Raw genomic sequence first — 21,508 nt, forward strand, 5'->3', positions numbered from 1 at the left:
GGCTCCGGGCGTGCCCGGGGGCGGGGCGGAGAGCTGGTGCTCGCTCACGCGGCACTTCCTTCCATGACGAGGTCGAGCACGGCGTGCTCGTCGATGGCGGTGGCGGGGCCCTCGTGGACGACCCGGCCTTCGGACACGACCAGCACCCGGTCCGACAGACCGAGCACCTCGGGGATCTCGCTGGAGACGACGACGACGGCGGCGCCCTCGTCGGCGAGCCGGCGGACGAGCGCGTAGATCTCGGCGCGCGCACCGACGTCGACGCCGCGGGTCGGCTCGTCGAGCAGCAGCACCCGGCAGCCGTGCACCAGCCACCGGGCGAGCATCGCCTTCTGCTGGTTGCCGCCGGACAGGGTGCGGATGGCGCGGTCGACGCCGGCGGGGCGCAGGTCGAGGGCCTCGGCCTGCTCCTGGGCGGTCCGCCGCTCGGTCCGCTCGTCGAGCAGGCCGCCCTTCGCGAACCGGCCGAAGGTCGACAGCGTGATGTTGCGGTACACCGGCTCGTCGAGCAGCAGGCCCTGGGCCTTGCGCTCCTCCGGCGCCAGGCCGATCCCGGCGCGCACCGCCGCGGTGACGTCGCCCGCGCGGAGGCGCTTCCCGGCGACCTCGACGGTGCCGGCGCTGGCGCGGCGGGCGCCGTAGATCGTCTCCAGGATCTCGGACCGGCCGGAGCCGACCAGGCCCGCGAGGCCGACGATCTCCCCCGCCCGCACCCGGAGCGACACGTCCGCGAACGCGCCGCGCAGCCCGAGGCCCTGCACGTCGAGCACCACCGGGGCGTCGGGCGCCGGCTCCGTGCTCTCCGGGAAGACGTACTCGACGTTGCGCCCGGTCATGAGGCGGATCAGCTCGCCGGTGGGGGTGTCCCGCGCCGGCAGGTCCCGGGCCACCGTGCGCCCGTCCTTGAGGACGGTGATCCGGTCGCCGATGGCACGGATCTCCTCCATGCGGTGCGAGATGTACACGATCGCGACGCCCGCGGACGTGAGCTGGTGCACGACGCGGAACAGGTTCGCCACCTCGTCGGAGTCGAGCACCGCGGACGGCTCGTCCATGACGATGACCCGGGCGTCGTGCGACAGGGCCCGCGCCATCGACACGATCTGCTGCGCCGCCGCCGGCAGCGAGCCGACCTCGCGGTGCGGGGAGATCTCCGGGTGCCCGAGGCGGGCCAGGATCTCCCGCGTCCGACGCCGTGCCTCCCGGCGGCGGGACACCCCGGCCGTCGCGAGCTCGTGGCCCAGGAACACGTTCTCGGCCACCGTGAGGCCGCCGACCACATCGAGCTCCTGGTACATGGTCGCGACGCCGAGCTTCAGCGCGGCGACCGGGTTGGCGATCGTGACGACCTCGCCGTCCACCAGCACCTCGCCCTCGGTGGGCTGGTGCGCGCCGGCGAGCACCTTGATGAGCGTCGACTTGCCCGCCCCGTTCTGCCCGAGCAGGCGGTGCACCTCCCCCGGCAGGACGTCGAGGTCGACGCCGTCCAGGGCGCGGGCTCCGGGGAACTGCTTGACGATGCCGCGCATCTGGAGGAGCGGCGGCTGGTTCGGTGGGTCCACGGTGACCATGTGAGGAACCTATGAGGGACTTTCGTCCCGGGTCAAGCAAAAGTTGGTCCGGGTTTGTCCGAGTTACCCGATCGTGACGTACACAAGTGGTGGGACTTTTCTGGTTCACTAGGCGCCATGCAGGACGTCGTGAAGCTCCCGCCGAGGCAGTCCGGCGCCGGAGACCTGTTCCAGCTCCTCCGCGACGGCCGGCCGCGCACCCGGGCCGACCTGGCCGCCGCCACCGGCCAGGGGCGGTCCACGATCAGCGCACGCGTCGAGGCGCTCATGTCCGCCGGGCTCATCGCACCCGCCGGCGAGGCCTCCTCCACCGGCGGGCGCCCGCCCGCCACGTTCGCCTTCGAGCCCAGCGCCCGCATCGTCCTCGCCGTCGACCTCGGCGCCACGCACGTCCGCCTCGCGGTCACCGACCTCGCGTCGCGGGTCCTCGTCGAGGGCGAGGCGCCGCTCGCCATCGCCGACGGCCCGGACGTCGTCCTGCCCTGGGTCGCCGAGCACGGGCGCAAGCTCGTCGCCGAGGCCGGTCGCGCCCTCGAGGACCTGGTGTCCGTCGGCGTCGGCCTGCCCGGACCCGTCGAGCACGCGACCGGCCGCCCGATCAACCCGCCGATCATGCCCGCCTGGGACGACGCCGACGTCCGCGGCATCCTGTCCGCCGAGCTCGGCGGCGCCGACGTCCTGGTGGACAACGACGTCAACCTCATGGCGCTCGGCGAGCACCGCTCGGCGTGGCCCGACGTCGACGACATGCTGTTCGTCAAGGTCGCCACCGGCATCGGCTCCGGCATCATCTCCGACGGCGAGCTCCGGCGCGGAGCGCAGGGGGCCGCGGGCGACATCGGCCACATCGCCGTCCCCGGCGCCGAGGACGTGCCGTGCCGGTGCGGCAACCTCGGCTGCCTCGAGGCCGTCGCCTCCGGCCGGGCGCTCGCCGAGCAGCTCAGCCGCGACGGCGCCGAGGCGCGGGGCGGCGCGGACGTCGTCGCGCTCGTCCGCGCCGGGGACCTCGCCGCCGGGCGCGCGGTCCGGCAGGCCGGGCGGGAGATCGGCGGCGTGCTCGCCGCGTGCGTCAGCCTGCTCAACCCCTCCCTGGTCGTCATCGGCGGGGTCGTCGCCGAGGCCGGGGAGCACCTCATCGCGGGCATCCGCGAGATCGTCTACCAGCGGTCGCTGCCGCTCGCGACGCAGCACCTGCGGATCGTCACGTCCCAGGCGCGGTCCGAGGTCGGGATCCTCGGGGCGTCGGCGATGGCCGTCGACCACGTGCTGTCGCCGGTGGCGATCGACGCGCTGCTGGAGGCGCGGATCGCGTGACGCGGGGCGGGCGGCCCGCACGCGGAGCGGGAACCGAGCCCTCCACGGGCGTCGGGGGCACGTCAGGTGGTGCGATCCCCCGCATCACCCGGCACCGCCGCGCCGAGCACCGCGTCGCAGACCGCGAGCAGCCGCGCCCGCAGACCCTGCGAGGCGGCGGCGAACCCGCGCTGCCGCCGGACGTACTCCGCCTTGCCGTCGGGCGTCTCGATCGCGATCGGGTCGAGGCCGTAGGACGACACGTCGTACGGTGACGCCTGCATGTCGACCGTCCGGATCTCCCGGGCGAGCGCGAACGCGTCCAGCAGCAGGTCACCGGGCACCGCGGGGCCGAGCTTGAGCGCCCACTTGTACAGGTCCATGTTCGCGTGCAGGCAGCCCGGCTGCTCCATCGCGACCTGCGTCTCGCGGGTGGGCTGCAGGGTGTTGCGCGGCGCGGCGTCCGGGGTGAAGAACCGGAAGGCGTCGATGTGCGTGCACCGGATGCGGTGCCGCTCCACGACCGCGTCGGTGCCGGGACCGCCCAGCCGCAGCGGCAGCGGGTGCCGGTGCTCGCCGTCGCCCTCCCGGTAGACCATCGCCCACTCGTGCAGGCCGAAGCACCCGGTCGCGGCGGGACGCGCCGCGGTCGCCGAGAGCAGGGCACGGACGTACCGCACCGTGTCGCCGCGGTCCGCGAGGAACCCGGGCACGTCGAGGACCACGGATCCGTCCGCGTCGGCCCGGTACCAGCGCCAGCCGGCGTGCGGGGCGTCGGCGGCGCCCGCGGCCAGCCTCACGCCCGCACCCGGGTGCCAGCGGCGGAGCTGCGCGGGCTTCGCCGGGTAGTACTCGAACAGGAAGTCCTCGATCGCGTGCCGCTCGCCGCCGCGGGCGCGCCGCGCGCGGTGGCCGGCCGTGAGGGCGTCGGCCCGGGCGGCGTGCGCCTCGGCGCGGGCGCGCCACTCCGCGGGCCCGAGCACGACCGACCCGGCCACGCGGCTGGTCCCGGGGGCGACGGAGACGGTGGCGGTCATGGCGTCCAGGGTAGGCGCGCCCCGGCGCGCGTCCCCCGCACCACGGGGCGCGCGGGCGCGGTGAGCACGACGAGGCACGCCACGACCAGCGCCACGCCGGCCCAGCCCGCCGCGGACAGCCGCTCCCCCACCACGAGCACCGCGAGCACCGCCGCGACCGCGGGCTCCAGCAGGGTCAGCGTCGTGGCCGTGCTGGCCGGCACGTGCCCCAGCCCCCAGCCGAACAGCAGGTAGCCGCCGAACATCGGGACCACCGCCATGTACACCCCGACGGCCGCGTTCCCCCACGAGGCCACGAGCGGGGCGCCCGTCACGACGAGCACCGGGAGCAGCAGGACGCCGCCGGTGCCGAACACCGCGCCCATCGCCGCACGCGACGGCACGCCCGCACGCATGAGCCGGTGCGCCACCCAGGAGTACAGGGCGTACGTCGCGCCGGCCACGAGGCCCAGCAGCACCCCCGCCGACGCGCCCGCCGCCGACGTCGCCGCGGCACCGCCCGCGTCGTGCCCGACCGCGTCCTGCCCGCCCGCCAGGGCCTGCGCGGCGCAGAGCAGCGCGATCCCGGCCAGCCCGACGGACGCCGCCGCGAGCCAGCGGCGGGACAGCCGCCGCCGGTCGACGAGCCGCTCCACGAGCGCCGAGGCCAGCGGTGCCGACCCGAGCGACACGACCGTCCCGACGGCCACACCGGCGAGCCGCATCGAGGAGTAGAACGCCAGCGGGTACACCGCCACGGCGGCGGCTCCGAGCAGCACGAGGCGCCGGCGGTCGAGCAGGGTGCGGGCGTGCGCGGCGACGGCGCGCCGCGCCACCGTCGCCTGCAGCAGACCGCCGACACCCATCGCCGCGGCCCCGATCGCGAGCGGGCCGACCCCCGGGGCGAAGGTGGCGGCGGTGCCGGTCGTGCCCCACAGCACCGCCGCCGCCAGGACCGCGAGCACCCCGACCCCGGCCACGGCGCGCGCCCCCGCCGAGACGGCAGCTCTCGGCTGTGCCGAGGCGGCCGCACGCAGCCGAGAGCTGCCGTCTCGGCGATCGAGCGCGGGCGGGGTGGCGGGGTGGTCGGGGGTCACGTCGTGGCCAGGAGGTCGGCCGCGAGGGTGCGGGCGTGCCGCAGGCGGGTGTCGTCGCCCTCCAGGCCCGCGCGGGCCATGGAGCCCTCCAGGAGGAAGGCCAGGTGCTCGGCCAGCGTCGTCGCCCGGGCGGCGTCACCGGGCAGCAGGTCGGCGAGGTGGCTCGCGAGGATGGCCTCGACCTCCTCCTTGTGCGCGCGCACGACGGCGCGACCGGGGTCGCCCGCGGGCAGCTCGGCGGCGGCGTTGAGCAGGCCGCACCCGCGGAAGCCGCGGACGTAGCCGGCGTTGGCGTGGTCGGCGTACGCGTCGAAGACGGCGAGCACCCGCGCGCGGGGGTCGTCGCCGGCGGTCGCGAGGCGCGCGTCGTACAGGTCGAGCCACTCGGCGTGCCGGGCCGCCAGGTAGGCGGCGACGAGATCGGCCTTGGACGCGAAGTTGTTGTAGAGGCTCATCTTCGCGACGCCCGCGTCGGCGGTGATGGTGTCGATGCCGGTCCCGGAGATCCCGTCCGCGTAGAACCGCGCCGCGGCGGCCTCGAGCAGGCGGTCGCGCGCCGGTCGCCTGCGCCCCGCGCTCGGCGCCGCGCGCCCCGCCGTCGCCGTCCGGCCCGCCGCCGCCCCGGTCCCGCTCGCCGTGCCCGTCACGCCCGCCTCCGCTCGACTAGGTAGACCTGTCTACCCAACACGTCGCAGCATCACACGGCGTCGGCGTAGCTGTCCACCACCGAGACGTCCAGCGCGAACTCCACCGGGGTGTCCCCGAACAGCAGCCGCCCCGCCTCCACCGCGGACTCCCGGACCGCGTCCGCCACCCGGTCGGTGACGTCGGCGGGCGCGTGCACCACGATCTCGTCGTGCAGGAAGAACGCCAGGTGCGGCCGCCCGGGCAGCGCCAGCAGCCGGCGGCGCAGCACCGCCATCCAGCACAGCGCCCACTCGGCGGCGGTCCCCTGGACGACGAAGTTGCGGGTGAACCGCCCCCAGTCGCGGGACCGCCGCCGGGCGTCACGGGCGTCCTCGGGGGCCGCCCCCTCGGCCGAGGCGGCCTGCCGGGCGGCGAGCCACGCGGCGCTCGGCGCTGGCGACGACCGGCCGAGCCAGGTGGTGACCTGCTCGCCGCGCTCCCCCGCCCGCGCGGCCCCCTCCACGAGCGCGACGGCACGGGGGTAGGCGCGCCCGAGCTGGGGCATGAGGACGGCGCTCGCGCCGGTGGTCGCCCCGTAGATCGCGCCCAGCATGGCGTACTTGGCCTGCTGGCGGTCCGCGACGATGCCCGCGTCGACGACGGCGGCGTAGAGGTCGGCCTGCCGGCCCGCCGCGGCCATCGCCCCGTCACCGGACATCGCGGCGAGCACCCGCGGCTCCAGCTGCGCGGCGTCCGCGACGACGAGCCGCCGGCCCGGGTCCGCCCGCACCGCGTCCCGGATGACGGCGGGCAGCTGCAGGGCGCCGCCGCCGCTGCTGGCCCACCGCCCCGTGACGACCCCGCCGGGGACGTAGTCGGGCCGGAACCGGCCGTCGTGCACCCAGCGGTCCATCCACGCCCAGCCGTTGGCGGACAGCAGCCGCGCGAGCTTCTTGTACTCGAGCAGCGGCTCCCGCACGGGGTGGTCCAGCGCGCGGATCTCGGAGGTCCGGGTCGACGGGACGTCGAGGCCCGCCGCGCGCAGGGCCCGGAGCAGCTCCGGCTGGGAGTCGGGGTTGAGCCCCGGCCGGTCGAGGGCCGCGCCGACCCGCTCCGCCAGCGCCGCGAGCCGCTCGGGCCGGGCACCGTCGCGCGGGCGCGGCCCCAGCAGCCCCGTCAGCAGGGCGTCGTGCACGTCGGACCGGAAGGGCAGGCCGTCGTGCCGCATCTCGGCGGCGACGAGGGCGCCGGTGGACTCGGCCGCGAGCAGCAGCCGGAGCCGGCCGTCGTCGCCCGCCTCGGTCAGCGTCGCGAGCTGGCGGGCGAGCTCGGCCGCGACGTCCGGCGCGGCGTCCGGGACGGCGGCGGGCAGGTCGTCGAACAGGCTGAGCTCGTCGGCCTCGTGCGGGCCGGTCCCGCCCGCTGCCGTCGCGCGGTCCCACGGACCCTCCGGCTCGCGGGCCAGGGCGGTCGCCGCGCACCGGGTCGACCGGCGCAGGATCGTCCGGCACAGGCGCAGGTCGTGCGCCCGCTCGACCCGGACCCCCGCCGCGAGCAGGTCCGGGTACCAGTGCTCCGTGTCGTCCCACACCCACCGCGGGTGGTCGGCGGCCTCGCGCTCCGCGACGACGCGCGCGAGGTCCTCGCCGGCCACGGGGACCGCCGCGCCGACGGCACCGGCCTCCGCGGCGGCGGCGTCGCGGGCCTCGCGCAGCACGACGCCGCCCGGCCGGTCCGGGTCGACGGCGACGAGGACGAGGGGCACGCGGCCCATTCTCCCCGCCGGGTCCGACATCGGGCGCCGCGGGGTCCTACGCTGGCCCGATGACCGAGCAGGCAGACGCACCGGCAGGGCTCCCGGAGCGGGAGACGATCCTCCTGGCGGCGTTCGAGGGCTGGAACGACGCCGGGTCGGCGGCCAGCCAGGCGCTGGAGCACCTGCACGAGGCCTGGGGCGCGGAGCAGGTCGACGAGCTCGACCCCGAGGAGTACCACGACTTCCAGGTGAACCGCCCCGTGATCGGACCGGGCGAGGACGGGCGGCGCGAGATCACCTGGCCGACGACGGCGGTCGCGGTCGCCACCACCCCGAACGCGCGCCGCCAGGTGGTGCTGGTGCACGGCATCGAGCCGTCGATGCGGTGGCGCCGGTACTGCGGCGAGCTGCTCGACATCGCCGCGGGCCTGCGCGTCACGACCGTGGTGACGCTGGGCGCCCTGCTGGCCGACGTCCCGCACACCCGCCCGATCCCGGTGACCGCCACGAGCGAGGACGACGCGGTGCGCGAGGCGCTGGACATGGAGCCGAACTCCTACGAGGGGCCGACGGGCATCGTCGGCGTGCTGCAGCACGAGGCGGCCGCGCGCGGGCTGCGCACGGTGTCGCTGTGGGCCGCGGTGCCGCACTACGTGGCGCACCCGCCGTCGCCCAAGGCCACCCTCGCGCTGCTGCACCGGATCGAGGCGCTCACCGGCGAGCCGATCCCCCTGGGCGACCTGCCCGAGGACGCCGCGGCGTGGCAGGACGGCGTGGACGAGCTCGCGAGCGAGGACTCGGAGATCGCCGAGTACGTCCGCCAGCTCGAGGAGGCGAAGGACACCGCCGAGCTGCCGGAGGCGTCCGGCGAGGCGATCGCGCAGGAGTTCGAGCGGTACCTGCGGCGCCGGGACAAGGGCACCGGGGGCTGACCCGCGCCCGGCCCCCGGAGACCCGGCGGGGCCCGGCGCTCCTGTGCGCCTGCCGTGCAGGTCCCGCGCGCATCCCGGCGTCGGGGCGGTGAACCACTCCCCGACGCCGCGACGCGTGGCTAGCGTCCGCAGCATGCCCAGCCGCACGCCGTCGTCCGCGCCGCTCCCGCGACCCCGGTGGGCCGCCGAGGTGGGTCGGCGCCTCGCCCTGCCCACCGCGGCCCTGCTGCTCGCCGTGGCGGTACTCGCCGGGTGCGACGAGGCCGGCGCGCCCGCGCCGGGCGCGGACGAGGCCGATGCGCTGGCGGCGACGCTGGCCGACCTCGACGGGGTGGCCGCGGCGACGGCGGTCGAGACGGCGCCGACCGCCGGGGACGAGGACCGGGTGCGGTCGTCGGTGGACGTGCAGGTCGACGTCCGCACGGCGGCGGCGGACGCGACCGGGTTCGGCGCGGTCGCGACGGCGGTCGCCGCCGAGCTGCCCGCGACGCGGCGGGTCGCCGCCCGCATCTGGCAGGAGGCGCGCCCGGGGGTGCCCGCCCTCGCGGTGGAGCTCACCGGGGCAGGCGACCGCGGCGCCGGCACGCTGGGTCTCGCGGCGGACGTGGCCGCGGTCCCCGGCCTCACGGGCCTGCAGGTGCGGGCCGACGCCGTCAGCGCCTCCGTGGCCGACGCCGCGTCCTTCCCCGCGCTCGCCGCGACCGTCCGCGCGGCTCGCGTCCCGACCGCGCTGCTGACGGCCGGCGAGTCGCGCGTCAGCACGGTCCTGCCGCCGCGCGTGCTCGACGCCCGGCTCGCCGGGCTCGTCGCCCGGGTCGACCGGTGGCCCGGCGTCGCGTCCCAGTTCGTCGAGTCGCAGGGCACGGACGAGGTGTGGCTCCGCGTGCAGGTGGCGGGCGACGACACGGTCACCGACCTGGCCGCCGCGCTCACCGGCTCGGCGTGGCCCGCGGACGGCCCGGTCGTGCACGCGGTGGTGTCGTCGGCGTTCCGGTCCGAGGCCGGCGTCGTCGGCCGCCCCGAGCCGGCGGTCCCGGAGCCCGCCGCCCCCGCGGGCGGCGCACCCCCGCTCGGCGCCGCGTCGCCCTGGCCCGACGACCCCGCCGCCCCGGCCTGCACCGGCGCCGACCTCGACGTCACCCTGGGCGGGTCCGACGCCGCGCTCGGCCACCGCTACCTGCTGCTGACCGCCACCAACACCTCCGGGGCGCCGTGCGCGGTCCAGGGCCGGCCGGAGATCACGTTCGTGCGGGCGTCCGGCACGCCGGTCCCGGACGTCGAGACGGGGACCCCGACGGGCACGCCGGACCCCGCGCGGTACGTGGTCCCGGTCGGAGCGCGCCTGCACGCCCCGCTGACCTGGCTCGCCATGTCGACCGCCCTCGACCCCGACGTGACGGAGGTCCTGCGGGTCACCGCGGTCCCGGGTGCCGAGCCGGACGAGGTGCCGGTCGACCGGGGCGGCCTGGACGTCCTCGCGGGCGCCGCGGTGGAGATCGGCGCCTGGGAGCCGGCTCCCGCCGGCTGGACGACCGACGGGACCGGCTAGAGCCGCACGCCCCGCTGCGCGTGCACCGCGCGGGCCCGCGCCGCCAGCCGCACCCGCGTCGGGCCGCGCCGCAGCACCACCGGACGGCTCCGCGCCGATATCGCCCCGCGGAGCGCCCCTGCCTCGCTAGCATCCGCGCATGCGAGCGAAGTGGTGGGCCGTCGTGCTGTCCTCGACGGTGCTGGGTGCGGCGCTCCTGGGTGCCTGCGGCCCCACGGCCGAGGGCGACACGCGCGGGGCCGCGGGTTCCGCGGCGAGCACGGCGACCCCGCCGCCCGCGCCGGGTTCCCCGGCGGACGAGGCCGCCGACGACGCCGCTGCCTGCACGGCCTTCGGCGACGTGCTCACCATCATCGCGAACGCCGACCTCGGCCTCGCGGAGGGCCGGATGGCGGCGCAGGAGCAGCACGGCTGGTACGAGCTGGCGACGCGCGTGCTCGACCGCCTGCCGTCCGACGCGGGCACCCCGGTGCAGACCGCCATCGGGGCGCTGCAGGCAGCGGCGCCGGCCGTCCCGTCCGAGGCGTTCGCGGAGTCGACGGGCGTGCGCGCGCCTGCGTGGTCGGCCGCCGAGGCCGATCTCGCCGCCGCCTGCGAGGAGGTCGGCTCGCCCCTGGCGATCCAGGCGTTCACCGGCGGGTGACGTCGCCGCCGCGCGGCGCCCACCGAGGACGCCGACGGGGCGACCCGCCAGGCTCGGGCCGCGAGGTGCGGAGGGACGCTAGAGCCGCACGCCCAGCAGCGCGTTGACCGCCCGGGCGACGACGCCCGGCGCGCCCTCCTCGGCCTCCGCCTCGGCACCCCCGGCGAGCGCGACGTCGGCCCAGGCGTCGACCGCCCGCAGGGCGCGCGGGGCGTCCAGGTCGTCGGCGACCGCGGCGCGCACCTCGGCGAGCACCCCCGCCGACGCCGGCCCGCCGTTGCCCGACACCGCAGAGCGCCACCGGTCCAGCCGGGCCTGCGCGGCGCGCAGGACGTCGTCGGTCCACTCCCAGTCGGCGGCGTAGTGGTGGTCGAGGATGGCCAGCCGGACGGCCATCGCGTCGACCCCGTCGGCCCGGAGCTGCGACACGAGCACGAGGTTGCCGAGCGACTTGCTCATCTTCTCGCCGTGCAGCCCCACCATGCCGGTGTGCACGTGCGTCCGGGCGCCCTCGCCGTCGTCGAGCAGCCGGGCGTGCGAGGTGCTCATCTCGTGGTGCGGGAACCGCAGGTCGGAGCCGCCGCCCTGGACGTCGAACGGCAGGCCGATCCCGTCGCGCGCGATGACGGCGCACTCGATGTGCCAGCCGGGCCGGCCCGCGCCGAGGCCGTTGCCGTCCCAGGACGGCTCGCCGGGCCGCGCGGAGCGCCAGAGCAGCGGGTCGAGGGGGTCGCGCTTGCCCGGCCGCGCCGGGTCGCCGCCGCGCTCGCCGAACAGCGCGAGCATCTCCGCGCGGTCGAGCCGGGCGACCTGCCCGAAAGCCGGGTCGGCGGACAGGTCGGCGTACACGTCGCCGGCGCCCTCGCCGTTCGCGTCGGGCGTGCCGACGACGTAGGCGGTGCCGGCGGCCAGCATGGCCTCGACGGCCCGCACGACGTCCGGCACGGCCTCGACGGCGCCGGTGTAGACGTCCGGCGGCACGACGCCGAGCGCGGTCATGTCCTCGAGGTACAGCGCGGTCTGGTCCGCCGCGAGCTCCCGCCAGTCGACGCCGGTGGCCTCGGCGCGCTCGAGCAGCGGGTCGTCGACGTCGGTCACGTTGGACGCGTACCGGACCCGCTTGCCCTCGTCGAGCCAGCCGCGGACCAGCAGGTCGAACGCGACGTAGGTGGCCGCGTGGCCCATGTGGGTGGCGTCGTACGGCGTGATGCCGCAGACGTACACCGTGGCGTCGGGGCCGGGCGCCGCGACGACGAGCTCGCCGGTGGAGGTGTCGCGGACGCGGACCGGGCCTCCCTGGCCGGGGAGCTGCGGGATCTGGGGGGCGGGCCAGGTGAGCACGGCGTCGAGCGTACCGGCCGCCGCGGGGGCGGGCGCCGCGCGCGGGCGCGGGGTGACGGACACCACCGCTCCCCCGTCCGGGTCGCCGGAGGCCGGCGGCGGCGCGTCGGACGCCCGGCGGGCGCGCGGCCCCGCGACAATGCCCGCGTGGAGAGAGCGTGGGTGCACCAGGGCGGCGGCTGGGCCGAGACGGACCCCGACGGGCTGCTGGCCCTGCTGGCGGCGCCCGAGCCGCCCGTCGCGTGGGTGCACGTCGACTCGCTCGACCTGCTGGCCGACGCGGCACGGCAGGCGGGGGTCCCGGAGTCGGTGGTGCACCGCGCGGTCGCCGACCACGGGCCCGCCGCGCCGGGCGACCCCCGGCGCCCGCAGCTCCGCCGGCTCCCCGGCGGCGGCCGGTACCTGGTGAGCCCGACGCTGGCCTACGACGGGCGCACCCGGGACGTCACGACCGGCGTCTGGGCCGCGCTCGAGGTCGAGGGCGTCACGATCACCGCCGAGGAGGGTCCGGGCGGCCTGCTCGACGAGGTCCGGGACCACCTGGCGGAGGGCGACCACCTGCCGCAGGACCGCGAGAGCCACGTGTTCGCCGCGGTGCTCATGGCCCTCGTGCGGCGCGCCGGGGACGTCGAGATGGGCATCGGCGAGGCGGTCGCCGACGTCGAGCAGCTGGTGTTCAGCCCGCAGGCCGACGACCCGGCCGAGGTGGTCTACGACCTCAAGCGCGAGATCGGCGAGGCCCGGCGGGCGCTCGTGCCGCTGCTGTCCGCCTTCCCCGACCTGGTCGCCGAGCAGGAGGACGCGCAGCGGGAGACCCGCACCATGCGCTGGCTGCGCCGCCTCGACACCGTGCTCACCAAGGTCGACCGGCACCTGGACGCCCACGACGCGCTGCTCGGCGACATGCTGTCCGTGCACCTGTCCCGGGTGTCGGTGCGCCAGAACGAGGACATGCGGAAGATCTCGGCGTGGGCGGCGATCATCGCGGTGCCCACGCTCGTCGCCGGGGTGTACGGCATGAACTTCGACCACATGCCGGAGCTGCACTGGCTGCTCGGCTACCCGCTGTCGATCGTGGTGATGGGCGCCGCGGCGGGCCTGCTCTTCCGGCTGTTCAAGCGGTCCGGCTGGCTGTAGCGCGCGGGCGCGGGCGTCAGGCCCCGGCGAGCGGGTCCAGCACGCCGGTGACCAGCAGGAGGGCCACCACCACGGCGAGCCCGATCCGGTAGACCACGAACGGCCGGTAGGAGTAGGTCGACACGATCTTGAGGAAGCCGATGATCACGACGTAGCCGACCACGAACGCGATGACGGTCGCGATCAGGGTGACGCCGATGCCGGGCACACCCGCCTCGCCGAACGAGCCGGCGCTCTTGCCGAGCTGGTAGAAGCCCGAGCCGAGGACGGCGGGTATCGCGAGCAGGAACGAGTACCGGGCGGCGGCCGTGCGGCTGTAGCCCATGAGCCGGCCGGCGGTGATCGTGCCGCCCGAGCGGGACACGCCCGGCACCAGCGCCATCGCCTGCGCCAGCCCGAAGTACACCGCGTGCCGCGGCGTCAGGTCGGTCAGCTCCCGGTCGCTGCTGCTGCGCCGGTCCGCCCAGTCGAGCACGAGCGCGAACACGGTGAGCGTGAGCACGATGAGCCAGAGGTTCCGGAACGGCGCCTCGATCGCGTCCTGGAACAGCAGGCCCAGCAGGACGATCGGCACCGAGCCGAGCGCGATGAACCACGCCATCTGCGCGTCGCGGTCGGGCGCGGCGCCCGCGGGGGCGCCCATCCGGGACCGCCAGTCGCCGCCGAGGTCGCCGCGCACGGCGCGCCACCAGTGGACGCAGATCCGGGCGATGTCGCGCCGGAAGTACAGCAGGACCGCCGTCTCGGTGCCGATCTGCGTGATCGCGGTGAACGCCGCGCCCGGGTCGCCGGAGCCGATGAGCTCGCCGACGATCCGCAGGTGCGCGCTCGACGACACCGGCAGGAACTCGGTCAGGCCCTGGACGAGGCCGAGGACGATCGCCTCCCACACGCTCATGCGTCGGGGCCGATCCGGGACGGGGTGCTCGGGTGCGCTGCCACGAGGCGCCACGATAGCCGCTGGTCACCCGCGTGCCCGTGACCACCCGCGGGCACGGATACCCTCACGGCATGGAACAGCGCCAGCTCGGACGGACCGGCCTGCGGGTCTCGCACCTCGGACTCGGGACGCTGACCTGGAGCAGGGACACCGACGAGCACGACGCCGCCGAGCAGCTGCGGGACTTCGCCGAGGCGGGCGGCACGCTCGTCGACACCTCCGCGTCGTACGCGGACGGCGGCGCCGAGGAGCTGCTCGGCTCCCTGCTGGGGCGCGTCGTCCCCCGCGAGGAGGTCGTGCTGTGCACCAAGGCGGGCGTGCGCCGCACCCCGGACGGCGGCGTCGTCGACGCGTCCCGCGGTGCGCTCCTCGACGGCCTGGACGCCTCGCTGCGCCGGCTCGGCACGGACCACGTCGACCTGTTCCTCGTGCAGACCCCCGACCCGCGCACCCCGCTGGCCGAGACGGTGAGCGCGCTGCGCAGGGCGGTCGACTCCGGGCGGGCCCGGTACGTCGGCCTGTCCAACCACGCCGGCTGGCAGGTGGCGCGCGCCGCGACCCTCCTCGGCGAGGACCCCGGGCTGGCCGCGGTCGAGGCCGAGTACTCGCTGCTGCAGCGCGGCATCGAGCGCGAGGTGCTGCCGGCGGCGGCCGACCTCGGCGTCGGGGTGCTCGCCTGGTCGCCGCTGGGCCGCGGCGTGCTGACCGGCAAGTACCGGCGCACCGTGCCCGCCGACTCCCGCGCGGCGTCCCCGCACCTGGCCGGGTTCGTCGAGCCCTACCTCGGCTCGGTCGCCGCGGCGGTGGTCGAGGCGGTCGCCATCGCGGCCGACGGGCTGGGGCGCGCCCCGCTCGAGGTCGCCCTGGCCTGGCTGCGGGTGCGCGCGCAGGTCGCCTCGGCGGTCGTGGGCGCGCGGACCCCCGCGCAGCTGCGCGCGTCGCTCGCGGCCGACGACGTCGAGCTGCCGCCGGAGATCCTCCGGGCGCTCGACGAGGTGAGCGCGCCGGCCACCGGGTACCCCGAGCGGCGCTGAGCAGCCGCGCGACCGCGTCGGTGCTCCGCCGCGCCGGTGCCGGGGCGGCGGACGTCAGCTGTGCAGCGCGTCGTCGTCCTCGTCGTCGAACGACTCCTCGGGCAGGTCGTCCGCGTCGTACTCGTCGTCCTGCTCGTCGTCCTCGTGCTCGTCGTCGTCCTCGTCGTCCTCGGCGAGGTAGAACGGCGTGGCCTCGCCGTGCACGGTCCCGAGCGCGTCGTCGTACACCTCGAACGCGTCCGCGAGCACGTCGTAGGCGTCGTCGACGGCGGGGTCGTCCTCGCCCCGCCGGGTGGACACGGCGGTGTAGTGCGCCTCGAGCGCTGCGATCAGACGGTCCAGTGCCGCGCGCGGGTCGATAGCCATGCGATGACCGTAGCGCCGCACCAGGCACAATGACACCACGACCCGATCGACAAGGCGGTGGGCATGGCAGGCACGACGCGCTCGGGACGCCCGGGCGGCCCGGAGCAGGCGCGGCAGTACGAGTACCGCGTCCTCACGATCCCCCGGACGACCAGCCGCGGCGACGCGCGCCGGCTGCTCACGGAGCAGGCGGAGTACGGCCGGTGGGAGCTCGCCCGGACGCTGCTGTACGCGGGCGGCGAGCGGAAGGTGTGGCTGCGGCGCCGGATCATCCGGGTCCGGTCCACGCTCGGCGCGCTGGACGACTGACGACGTCCGGCACGCCGCGGGCTCACGCCTCGCGCAGCAGCCCGTCCAGCACGCGGACGCCGAACCGCAGCGAGTCCGCGGGCACGCGCTCGTCCACGCCGTGGAACAGCGCCGTGAAGTCCAGGTCGGCGGGCAGCCGGAGCGGCGCGAAGCCGTACCCGGCGATGCCGAGCCGGGCGAGCGACTTGTTGTCGGTCCCGGCCGAGAGCATGTACGGCAGCACGACCGCCTCGGGGTCCTGCGCGCGCAGCACGTCGGTCATCGTGTCGACGAGGGCGCCCGTCGCCGGGACCTCCAGGCCGATGTCCAGGTGCTCGGGCTCGACGCGCACGTGGGGGCCCGCGAGCTCGCGGACCGTCGCGAGCACGTCCTCGTGGTCGCCGGGCAGCGGGCGGACGTCGACGGTCGCGGTCGCGCGGCCGGGGATGACGTTCGTCTTGTACCCCGCGTGCAGCTGCGTCGGGTTGGCGAGCGTGCGGATCGACGACCCGACGAACCGCCGGGCCGGCCCCAGCGCGCCGATCAGCCGGTCGATCGCCAGCGGGTCGTCCACGTCGAGCGGCAGGCCGGTCAGGTCGGCCACCCCCTCCAGCAGCGCGAGCACGGTCGGGGTGAGCCGGGTGTCCCACTGGTAGGCGCCGATGCGGGCGATCGCGCCGGCGAGCTCGGTGACCGCGTTGTCGGGGTTGACCGCCGAGCCGTGCCCCGCGGTGCCGTCCGCGACCAGCCGGAGCCAGGCGATGCCCTTCTCGGCGGTCTGCAGCAGGTAGGCGCGCCGGCCGTGGACGTCGACGGAGAACCCGCCGACCTCGGACACCGCCTCGGTGGCGCCCTCGAACAGGTCCGGGCGGTGGTCGACGAGGTGCCGCGCGCCGAACCGGCCGCCCGCCTCCTCGTCGGCGAACATGGCGACGACGACGTCCCGGGCCGGCCGGCGGCCGTCACGGACCATCTGGCGGACGACCGCCAGGATCATCGCGTCCATGCCCTTCATGTCCACGGCGCCGCGGCCCCAGACCATGCCGTCGAACTCCTCGCCGGCGAACGGGTCGACCTTCCAGTCCTTCGCCTCCGCCGGGACGACGTCGGTGTGGCCGTGCAGCACCAGCGCGGGCCGGCTGGGGTCCGCTCCCTCCAGGCGCACGACGACGTTCGCGCGGCCCGGGGCGGACTCGATCAGCTCGGGCGCGAGGCCCACCTCGTGCAGCAGCGTCATGACGTGCTCGGCGGCGGAGCGCTCGCCGGGGCCGGAGCCGTCGCCGTAGTTCGAGGTGTCGAACCGGATGAGCTCCTGCGCGATCCGCACGACCTCGCCCTCGGCCGCCGCGGTGTCGTGCTGGTCGGCGGGCCGGGTGGGGGGTGCGTCGGTCATGCCCCCACGCTACCGGCCGCGCGGGTACGCCGAGGCCGGGGGTCCACCGTGGACCCCCGACCCCGGCGGGGTGCTCAGGCCGCGGTCAGGCCCCGGCGGGCCAGCAGCGGGGCGATCTCCGGGTCGCGGCCGCGCAGGTCGCGGAACGCCTGCATCGGGTCGACCGAGCCGCCGCGCGACAGCAGCCGCGCCCGGAACGTGTCGCCGTTCTCCCGGCGCAGGCCGCCGTTCTCCTCGAACCAGGTCACCGTGTCCGCGTCGAGCACCTCGGACCAGATGTACGAGTAGTACCCGGCCGAGTACCCGCCGCCGAACACGTGGTTGAAGTACGTCGTCCGGTACCGCGGCGGCACGGGCGCGAACGCGACGCCCGCGGCCGCCAGCGCCGCGGCCTCGAACGGCTCGACCTCCGCGACGTCCGTCGGCACGTCCTCGGGCGCCAGCCGGTACCAGGCCTGGTCGAGCAGCGCGGCGGCCAGGTACTCGGTCGTCGCGAAGCCCTCGCCGTCCTGCCGCGCCGCGATCAGGGTGTCCACCCACTCCTGCGGCATCGGCTCGCCGGTCTCGTGGTGCACGGCGTAGGCCCGCAGGACCGACGGCTCCCAGGCCCACATCTCGTTGACCTGCGACGGGTACTCGACGAAGTCGCGCGGGACCTCGGTGCCGGACTGCGACGGGTACCGCACCGCGGAGAACAGGCCGTGCAGGGCGTGGCCGAACTCGTGGAACAGCGTGATGACCTCGTCCCAGGTCAGCAGCGTGGGCTGCCCGGCCGGGGGCTTCGGGATGTTGAGGTTGTTGACCACGACCGGCTGCTCGCCGAGCAGCGTCGACTGGTCGACCAGGTTGTTCATCCAGGCGCCGCCGCGCTTGGAGTCGCGGGTCCAGTAGTCGCCGAGGAACAGGCCGAGCCCCGAGCCGTCGGCGTCGGTCACCTCGAACACCCGGACGTCCGGGTGGTAGCCGACCAGGTCGGGGCGCTCGGTGAACGACAGGCCGTACAGCTCGCCGGCGGCGCGGAACACGCCGTCGTGCAGCACGCGGTCGAGCTCCAGGTACGGGCGGAGCGAGGAGTCGTCGAGCGAGCGGCGCTCCTTGCGGACCTGCTCGGCGTAGTACGCCCAGTCCCACGCCTGCAGCGTGGCGCCGGGGACGTCCCGCTGCAGGGCCGCCTCCAGGTCGGCGGCCTCAGCGCGGGCGTTGGCGACCGCGGCGGGGGCGAGCCGGCCGAGGATGTCGGCGACCGCCTCGGGCGTCTTCGCGGTCGCGTCCTCGGCGATGTAGGCGGCGTGGTGCGGGTAGCCGAGCAGGCGCGCGCGCTCGGCGCGCAGCCGCGCGAGCGCCAGCAGGGTGGCACGGGTGTCGTGCTCGCCGCCGCGACCGCCGCGGCGGACCGACGCCGTGTGCAGCCGCTCGCGCAGAGCGCGGTCGCCGAGCTGCGCGAGCGCCGGCTGCTGCGTCGGCAGGACGAGGTCGATCAGCCAGGCGCCCTCGTGCCCGCGGCGGGCGGCGGCCTCGGCGGCGGCGGCCCGGGCGTCGGCCGGCAGCCCGGCGAGCTCGGCCTCGTCGGTGACGAGCACCGCGGAGTCGTTGGTCTCGGCGAGCAGCAGCCGGCCGAACACGGTCTCCAGCCGGGTGATCTCGGCGTTCAGCTCGCGCAGCCGGGCCTGGGCGTCGTCGTCCAGGCGCACGCCGGCGCGGACGAACTGCGTGTGCAGGCGGTGCAGCAGCCAGGCGGTGTCCGGCGCCAGGTCGAGGTCGCCCGCGTCGGCGGCCGCCTTCAGCGCCTCCAGGCGCGCGAACAGCCGGCGGTCCAGGTAGATGGCGTCGCTGTGCGCGGCGAGCAGCGGCGCGACCTCCTCCTCGAGGGCCTCGAGACCCGGCGTCGAGTCGGAGGAGGACTGGTTGAAGAACACGATGGCGGCGCGGTGCAGCAGCCGGCCGGAGCGCTCGAGCGCGTCCAGGGTGTTCTCGACCGTGGGGGCGTCGGCGGAGGCGGCGATGGCCTCCACCTCCGCGCGCTGCTCGGCCATCCCGGCGAGCAGCGCGGGGCGGAAGTGCTCCTCGCGGATCGCGGCGAAGTCGGGCAGGGCGTAGGGCAGCGAGGACGGGGCGGTGAACGGGTTGTCCGCGTCCGGCGTGGGGGTGCTCATGCGCCTCATCATCCCCCGTTGCCCGAGGCACCCGCCGCCGGGCGCGCATCGACACGCCGGGGCCGCGGGTCGGTGGCCAGGAGACTGCCCACCCACTCGTCCCGCCGGACCCCGCGCTGCACCCCGCCGAGCCGCAGCTCCCCCTCGACCCGGAAGCCCGCTCGCTCGGCGACCGCACGGGAGGGGGCGTTCCCCACGAACGCGCGCCAGAACACCCGGACCAGCTCCAGCCGCCCGAAGGCCGCGTCGAGCACCAGGTCGACCGACCGGGACATCAGCCCCCGCCCGCGCGCCTCGGGGGCCAGCCAGTAGCCGATCTCGGCGGAGCCCGCCCCCTCCATGCCGAGGCCGACCATGCCGACGAGCACGTCGTCGGCCGCGTCCCGGACGGCCCAGTTGAGCGAGGAGCCCCGCGCCCAGCCGTCCCCGACGAACCCGGAGACGAACGACGCGGCGTCCTCGCGGGTGTACGGGCTGGGGACGGTCGTCCACTCCTGGATCGCCGGGTCCTGGCACAGCGCGTCGATCCGGTCGACGTCGGCGGGGCCGGGCGCGCGCAGCAGGACGACGCCGTCGGTCAGCTCGAAGGTCTCCATCGGCCCACCCTGCCACGGGGGGCACCTCGCGGTCCCCCCGTTTCCGCCCGTCCCCGCTGGTCAGGCGGCGAGGACCATCCCGGGGTCGGCGACCGGCAGGCCGTGGGCGGCGCCCACCCCCGGGTGGAACAGCCGGCCGCCGCTGGTGGCCAGGCCCGCCGCCAGCGCCGGGTCGGCCGCCAGCGCCGCGCGCCAACCGCGCGACGCGAGCGCCGTCAGGTAGGGCAGCGTGGCGTTGGTGAGCGCCTGCGTCGACGTCACCGGGACCGCACCGGGCATGTTGGCCACGCAGTAGAACACCGCGTCGTGCACCCGGAACGTCGGGTCGTCGTGCGTCGTCGGGCGGGTGGACGCGAAGCAGCCGCCCTGGTCCACGGCCACGTCGACCAGCACCGAGCCGGGCCGCATCGCGGCCACCATGTCGTCGGTGACGAGCTTCGGGGCCCGCGCTCCCGGGACGAGCACCGCGCCCACGACCAGGTCGGCCCCGGCCACCGCCTCCCGCACCGCGTACGCGGACGACGCCAGGGTGCGGACCCGACCGCCGAACGCCGTGTCCAGCTCGCGCAGCCGCGGGACGGACACGTCGAGGACCGTGACGTCCGCCCGCATGCCGAGCGCGACCTCCGCCGCGTGCTGCCCGGCGACGCCGCCGCCGATCACGACGACCCGGCCCGGGGCGACGCCCGGCACGCCGCCGAGCAGCCGCCCCGACCCACCCGCGCTGCGCATGAGGTGGTACGCGCCGATCTGCGCGGCGAGCCGGCCCGCGACCTCGCTCATCGGCGCGAGCAGCGGCAGCGACCGGTCGGCGAGCTGCACGGTCTCGTAGGCGATCGCGGTGGTGCCGGCGGCGAGCAGGGCGTCGGTCTGCCGGCGGTCGGCGGCGAGGTGCAGGTAGGTGAACAGCACCAGGTCCTCGCGCAGGTGGCCGTACTCCGACGGCACGGGCTCCTTGACCTTGCACACCAGGTCGGCCTCGCCCCACACCCGTGCCGCGTCCGGCACGACCGTGGCGCCGGCGGCGGCGTACTGCGCGTCGGAGACGGCCGACCCGAGACCGGCGCCGGCCTGCACCAGCACCTCGTGCCCCGCGGCGGCGAGCTGGTGCACCCCGGCGGGGGTGATGGCGACGCGGTACTCGTGGTTCTTGACCTCGGCGGGGATCCCGACCCTCATCGCTGCCTCCTGGGCGTCGCACGGCCGCCGCGCCGGTCGGGCGCGCGACCGTCCTGCACGGGCCGTCCGGCGGGGTCGCCGCGGTCGCCGGCCCGTCGTGGCCAGGGTAGGCACCCCGCGCCGTGGCGGCGCGGGGTGCCGCGCCTGCGCGCCCCTACGCTTTCCGGCCCGGCCCACCCGGATCTGCGGTGGCCGCGCCGGAAGGCGTAGGCCGCGCGTCGCGCGGGGGACGGCGCGGCGCGCGAGGGGCGTCAGCCCGCGAGCCGGTCCGCCACCCGCGCCCAGTCGCGCACCCGGGCGAGGTCGCGCGCCGCCCGGCGGGCCGCGGCGGGACGGCCGGCGCCGTGGTGCCACGCCCACAGCGCCGCCTCCGCGCCACGCGCGACCGCCCAGCGCGCGGCGCCCGCGGCGTCCAGCCCCGCGTGCTCGGCGACGAGCTCCAGCCGCTCGCGCAGGGTGCGCACCGGGTCGGGGCCGCGCCAGGGGTCGGCGACCTGCTCGAGCAGCGGCCACACGTCGTAGGCGGGGTCGCCGGTGAGCGCCTTGGGGTCGATCGCGACCCACGCCCCTCGCGCAGGTGGCCGTACTCCGACGGCA

20 protein-coding genes are annotated in these 21,508 nt (G+C 76.8%); 7 read left to right on the forward strand and 13 right to left on the reverse strand.

From position 1 onward, the window contains the following. Window positions 1–44 precede the first annotated feature (44 nt). Complete coding sequence (locus tag MHY85_RS13970; RefSeq protein WP_239197285.1) at window positions 45–1,571, reverse strand: sugar ABC transporter ATP-binding protein; 1,527 nt, start codon at window positions 1,569–1,571, stop codon at window positions 45–47. Window positions 1,572–1,688: 117 nt separating this feature from the next. Here MHY85_RS13970 and MHY85_RS13975 point away from each other — a divergent pair, with 117 nt between their 5' ends. Further along, window positions 1,689–2,885: an ROK family transcriptional regulator gene (locus tag MHY85_RS13975; protein ID WP_239197287.1), complete on the forward strand. Its 1,197-nt coding sequence runs from the start codon at window positions 1,689–1,691 to the stop codon at window positions 2,883–2,885. Window positions 2,886–2,947: 62 nt separating this feature from the next. Here MHY85_RS13975 and MHY85_RS13980 read toward each other — a convergent pair whose 3' ends face one another. From MHY85_RS13980 to MHY85_RS13995, 4 genes are all read right to left on the reverse strand, one after another. Beyond that, entirely contained in the window at window positions 2,948–3,901 is a 954-nt protein-coding gene (locus MHY85_RS13980; RefSeq protein WP_239197289.1) for a 3-methyladenine DNA glycosylase, read from the reverse strand. After that, a complete protein-coding gene (locus MHY85_RS13985; protein WP_239197291.1) occupies window positions 3,898–4,860 on the reverse strand; it encodes a DMT family transporter in 963 nt (320 codons plus the stop codon). The genes MHY85_RS13980 and MHY85_RS13985 overlap by 4 nt, the downstream gene beginning before the upstream one ends. A 113-nt stretch (window positions 4,861–4,973) precedes the next feature. Next, window positions 4,974–5,522: a TetR/AcrR family transcriptional regulator gene (locus MHY85_RS13990; protein ID WP_239197321.1), complete on the reverse strand. Its 549-nt coding sequence runs from the start codon at window positions 5,520–5,522 to the stop codon at window positions 4,974–4,976. Between the two features lie 152 nt (window positions 5,523–5,674). Continuing rightward, on the reverse strand, window positions 5,675–7,378 hold the full coding sequence (locus MHY85_RS13995; protein WP_374233690.1) for a bifunctional 3'-5' exonuclease/DNA polymerase: 1,704 nt from the start codon (window positions 7,376–7,378) through the stop codon (window positions 5,675–5,677). Between the two features lie 50 nt (window positions 7,379–7,428). Here MHY85_RS13995 and MHY85_RS14000 point away from each other — a divergent pair, with 50 nt between their 5' ends. The 3 genes from MHY85_RS14000 (at window position 7,429) to MHY85_RS14010 (ending at window position 10,484) form a co-directional block, all read left to right on the forward strand. Continuing rightward, window positions 7,429–8,292, forward strand: a complete 864-nt coding sequence (locus MHY85_RS14000) for a PAC2 family protein (RefSeq protein ID WP_239197295.1) — start codon at window positions 7,429–7,431, stop codon at window positions 8,290–8,292. A 133-nt stretch (window positions 8,293–8,425) separates the two neighbouring features. Then, window positions 8,426–9,841, forward strand: coding sequence for a DUF4232 domain-containing protein (locus MHY85_RS14005; protein ID WP_239197297.1), 1,416 nt, complete (start codon window positions 8,426–8,428; stop codon window positions 9,839–9,841). Between the two features lie 139 nt (window positions 9,842–9,980). Beyond that, the gene (locus MHY85_RS14010; protein WP_239197299.1) at window positions 9,981–10,484 is read left to right on the forward strand and encodes a hypothetical protein; all 504 of its coding nucleotides are present in this window, start codon (window positions 9,981–9,983) and stop codon (window positions 10,482–10,484) included. A 78-nt stretch (window positions 10,485–10,562) separates the two neighbouring features. Here MHY85_RS14010 and mshC read toward each other — a convergent pair whose 3' ends face one another. Further along, on the reverse strand, window positions 10,563–11,825 hold the full coding sequence (gene mshC, locus MHY85_RS14015) for a cysteine--1-D-myo-inosityl 2-amino-2-deoxy-alpha-D-glucopyranoside ligase (RefSeq protein ID WP_239197301.1): 1,263 nt from the start codon (window positions 11,823–11,825) through the stop codon (window positions 10,563–10,565). Window positions 11,826–11,972: 147 nt separating this feature from the next. On the opposite strand from mshC, the gene MHY85_RS14020 reads away from it, so the two are divergent. Then, the gene (locus tag MHY85_RS14020) at window positions 11,973–12,962 is read left to right on the forward strand and encodes a CorA family divalent cation transporter (RefSeq protein WP_239197303.1); all 990 of its coding nucleotides are present in this window, start codon (window positions 11,973–11,975) and stop codon (window positions 12,960–12,962) included. 16 nt (window positions 12,963–12,978) lie between these two features. On the opposite strand, the gene MHY85_RS14025 is transcribed toward MHY85_RS14020, so the two are convergent. Then, the gene (locus MHY85_RS14025; protein ID WP_239197305.1) at window positions 12,979–13,860 is read right to left on the reverse strand and encodes an undecaprenyl-diphosphate phosphatase; all 882 of its coding nucleotides are present in this window, start codon (window positions 13,858–13,860) and stop codon (window positions 12,979–12,981) included. Between the two features lie 113 nt (window positions 13,861–13,973). Here MHY85_RS14025 and MHY85_RS14030 point away from each other — a divergent pair, with 113 nt between their 5' ends. Further along, the gene (locus MHY85_RS14030; protein WP_239197307.1) at window positions 13,974–14,936 is read left to right on the forward strand and encodes an aldo/keto reductase; all 963 of its coding nucleotides are present in this window, start codon (window positions 13,974–13,976) and stop codon (window positions 14,934–14,936) included. 54 nt (window positions 14,937–14,990) lie between these two features. Here the strand turns inward: MHY85_RS14030 and MHY85_RS14035 are convergent, their stop codons facing one another. Next, complete coding sequence (locus tag MHY85_RS14035) at window positions 14,991–15,302, reverse strand: primosomal protein (protein ID WP_239197309.1); 312 nt, start codon at window positions 15,300–15,302, stop codon at window positions 14,991–14,993. 63 nt (window positions 15,303–15,365) lie between these two features. Here MHY85_RS14035 and MHY85_RS14040 point away from each other — a divergent pair, with 63 nt between their 5' ends. Beyond that, window positions 15,366–15,611 carry a DUF5703 family protein gene (locus MHY85_RS14040; RefSeq protein ID WP_158371865.1) on the forward strand — a complete coding sequence of 82 codons (246 nt, stop codon included), beginning with the start codon at window positions 15,366–15,368 and terminating at the stop codon, window positions 15,609–15,611. A 22-nt stretch (window positions 15,612–15,633) separates the two neighbouring features. Here the strand turns inward: MHY85_RS14040 and MHY85_RS14045 are convergent, their stop codons facing one another. The 5 genes from MHY85_RS14045 to MHY85_RS14065 form a co-directional block, all read right to left on the reverse strand. Continuing rightward, window positions 15,634–16,983 carry a M20/M25/M40 family metallo-hydrolase gene (locus tag MHY85_RS14045; protein WP_239197311.1) on the reverse strand — a complete coding sequence of 450 codons (1,350 nt, stop codon included), beginning with the start codon at window positions 16,981–16,983 and terminating at the stop codon, window positions 15,634–15,636. Window positions 16,984–17,057: 74 nt separating this feature from the next. Next, a complete protein-coding gene (locus tag MHY85_RS14050) occupies window positions 17,058–19,136 on the reverse strand; it encodes a M3 family metallopeptidase (protein WP_239197313.1) in 2,079 nt (692 codons plus the stop codon). An 8-nt stretch (window positions 19,137–19,144) separates the two neighbouring features. Then, entirely contained in the window at window positions 19,145–19,732 is a 588-nt protein-coding gene (locus MHY85_RS14055; RefSeq protein WP_239197315.1) for a GNAT family N-acetyltransferase, read from the reverse strand. Window positions 19,733–19,792: 60 nt separating this feature from the next. After that, window positions 19,793–20,911: an alanine dehydrogenase gene (gene ald / locus MHY85_RS14060; RefSeq protein ID WP_239197317.1), complete on the reverse strand. Its 1,119-nt coding sequence runs from the start codon at window positions 20,909–20,911 to the stop codon at window positions 19,793–19,795. 251 nt (window positions 20,912–21,162) lie between these two features. Next, on the reverse strand, window positions 21,163–21,508 hold a 346-nt coding region (locus MHY85_RS14065), incomplete at its 5' end, for an aminoglycoside phosphotransferase family protein (RefSeq protein ID WP_239197319.1).

This window comes from Cellulomonas sp. ACRRI, assembly GCF_022346185.1.
In the GTDB taxonomy this organism is placed as follows: Bacteria; Actinomycetota; Actinomycetes; order Actinomycetales; family Cellulomonadaceae; genus Cellulomonas.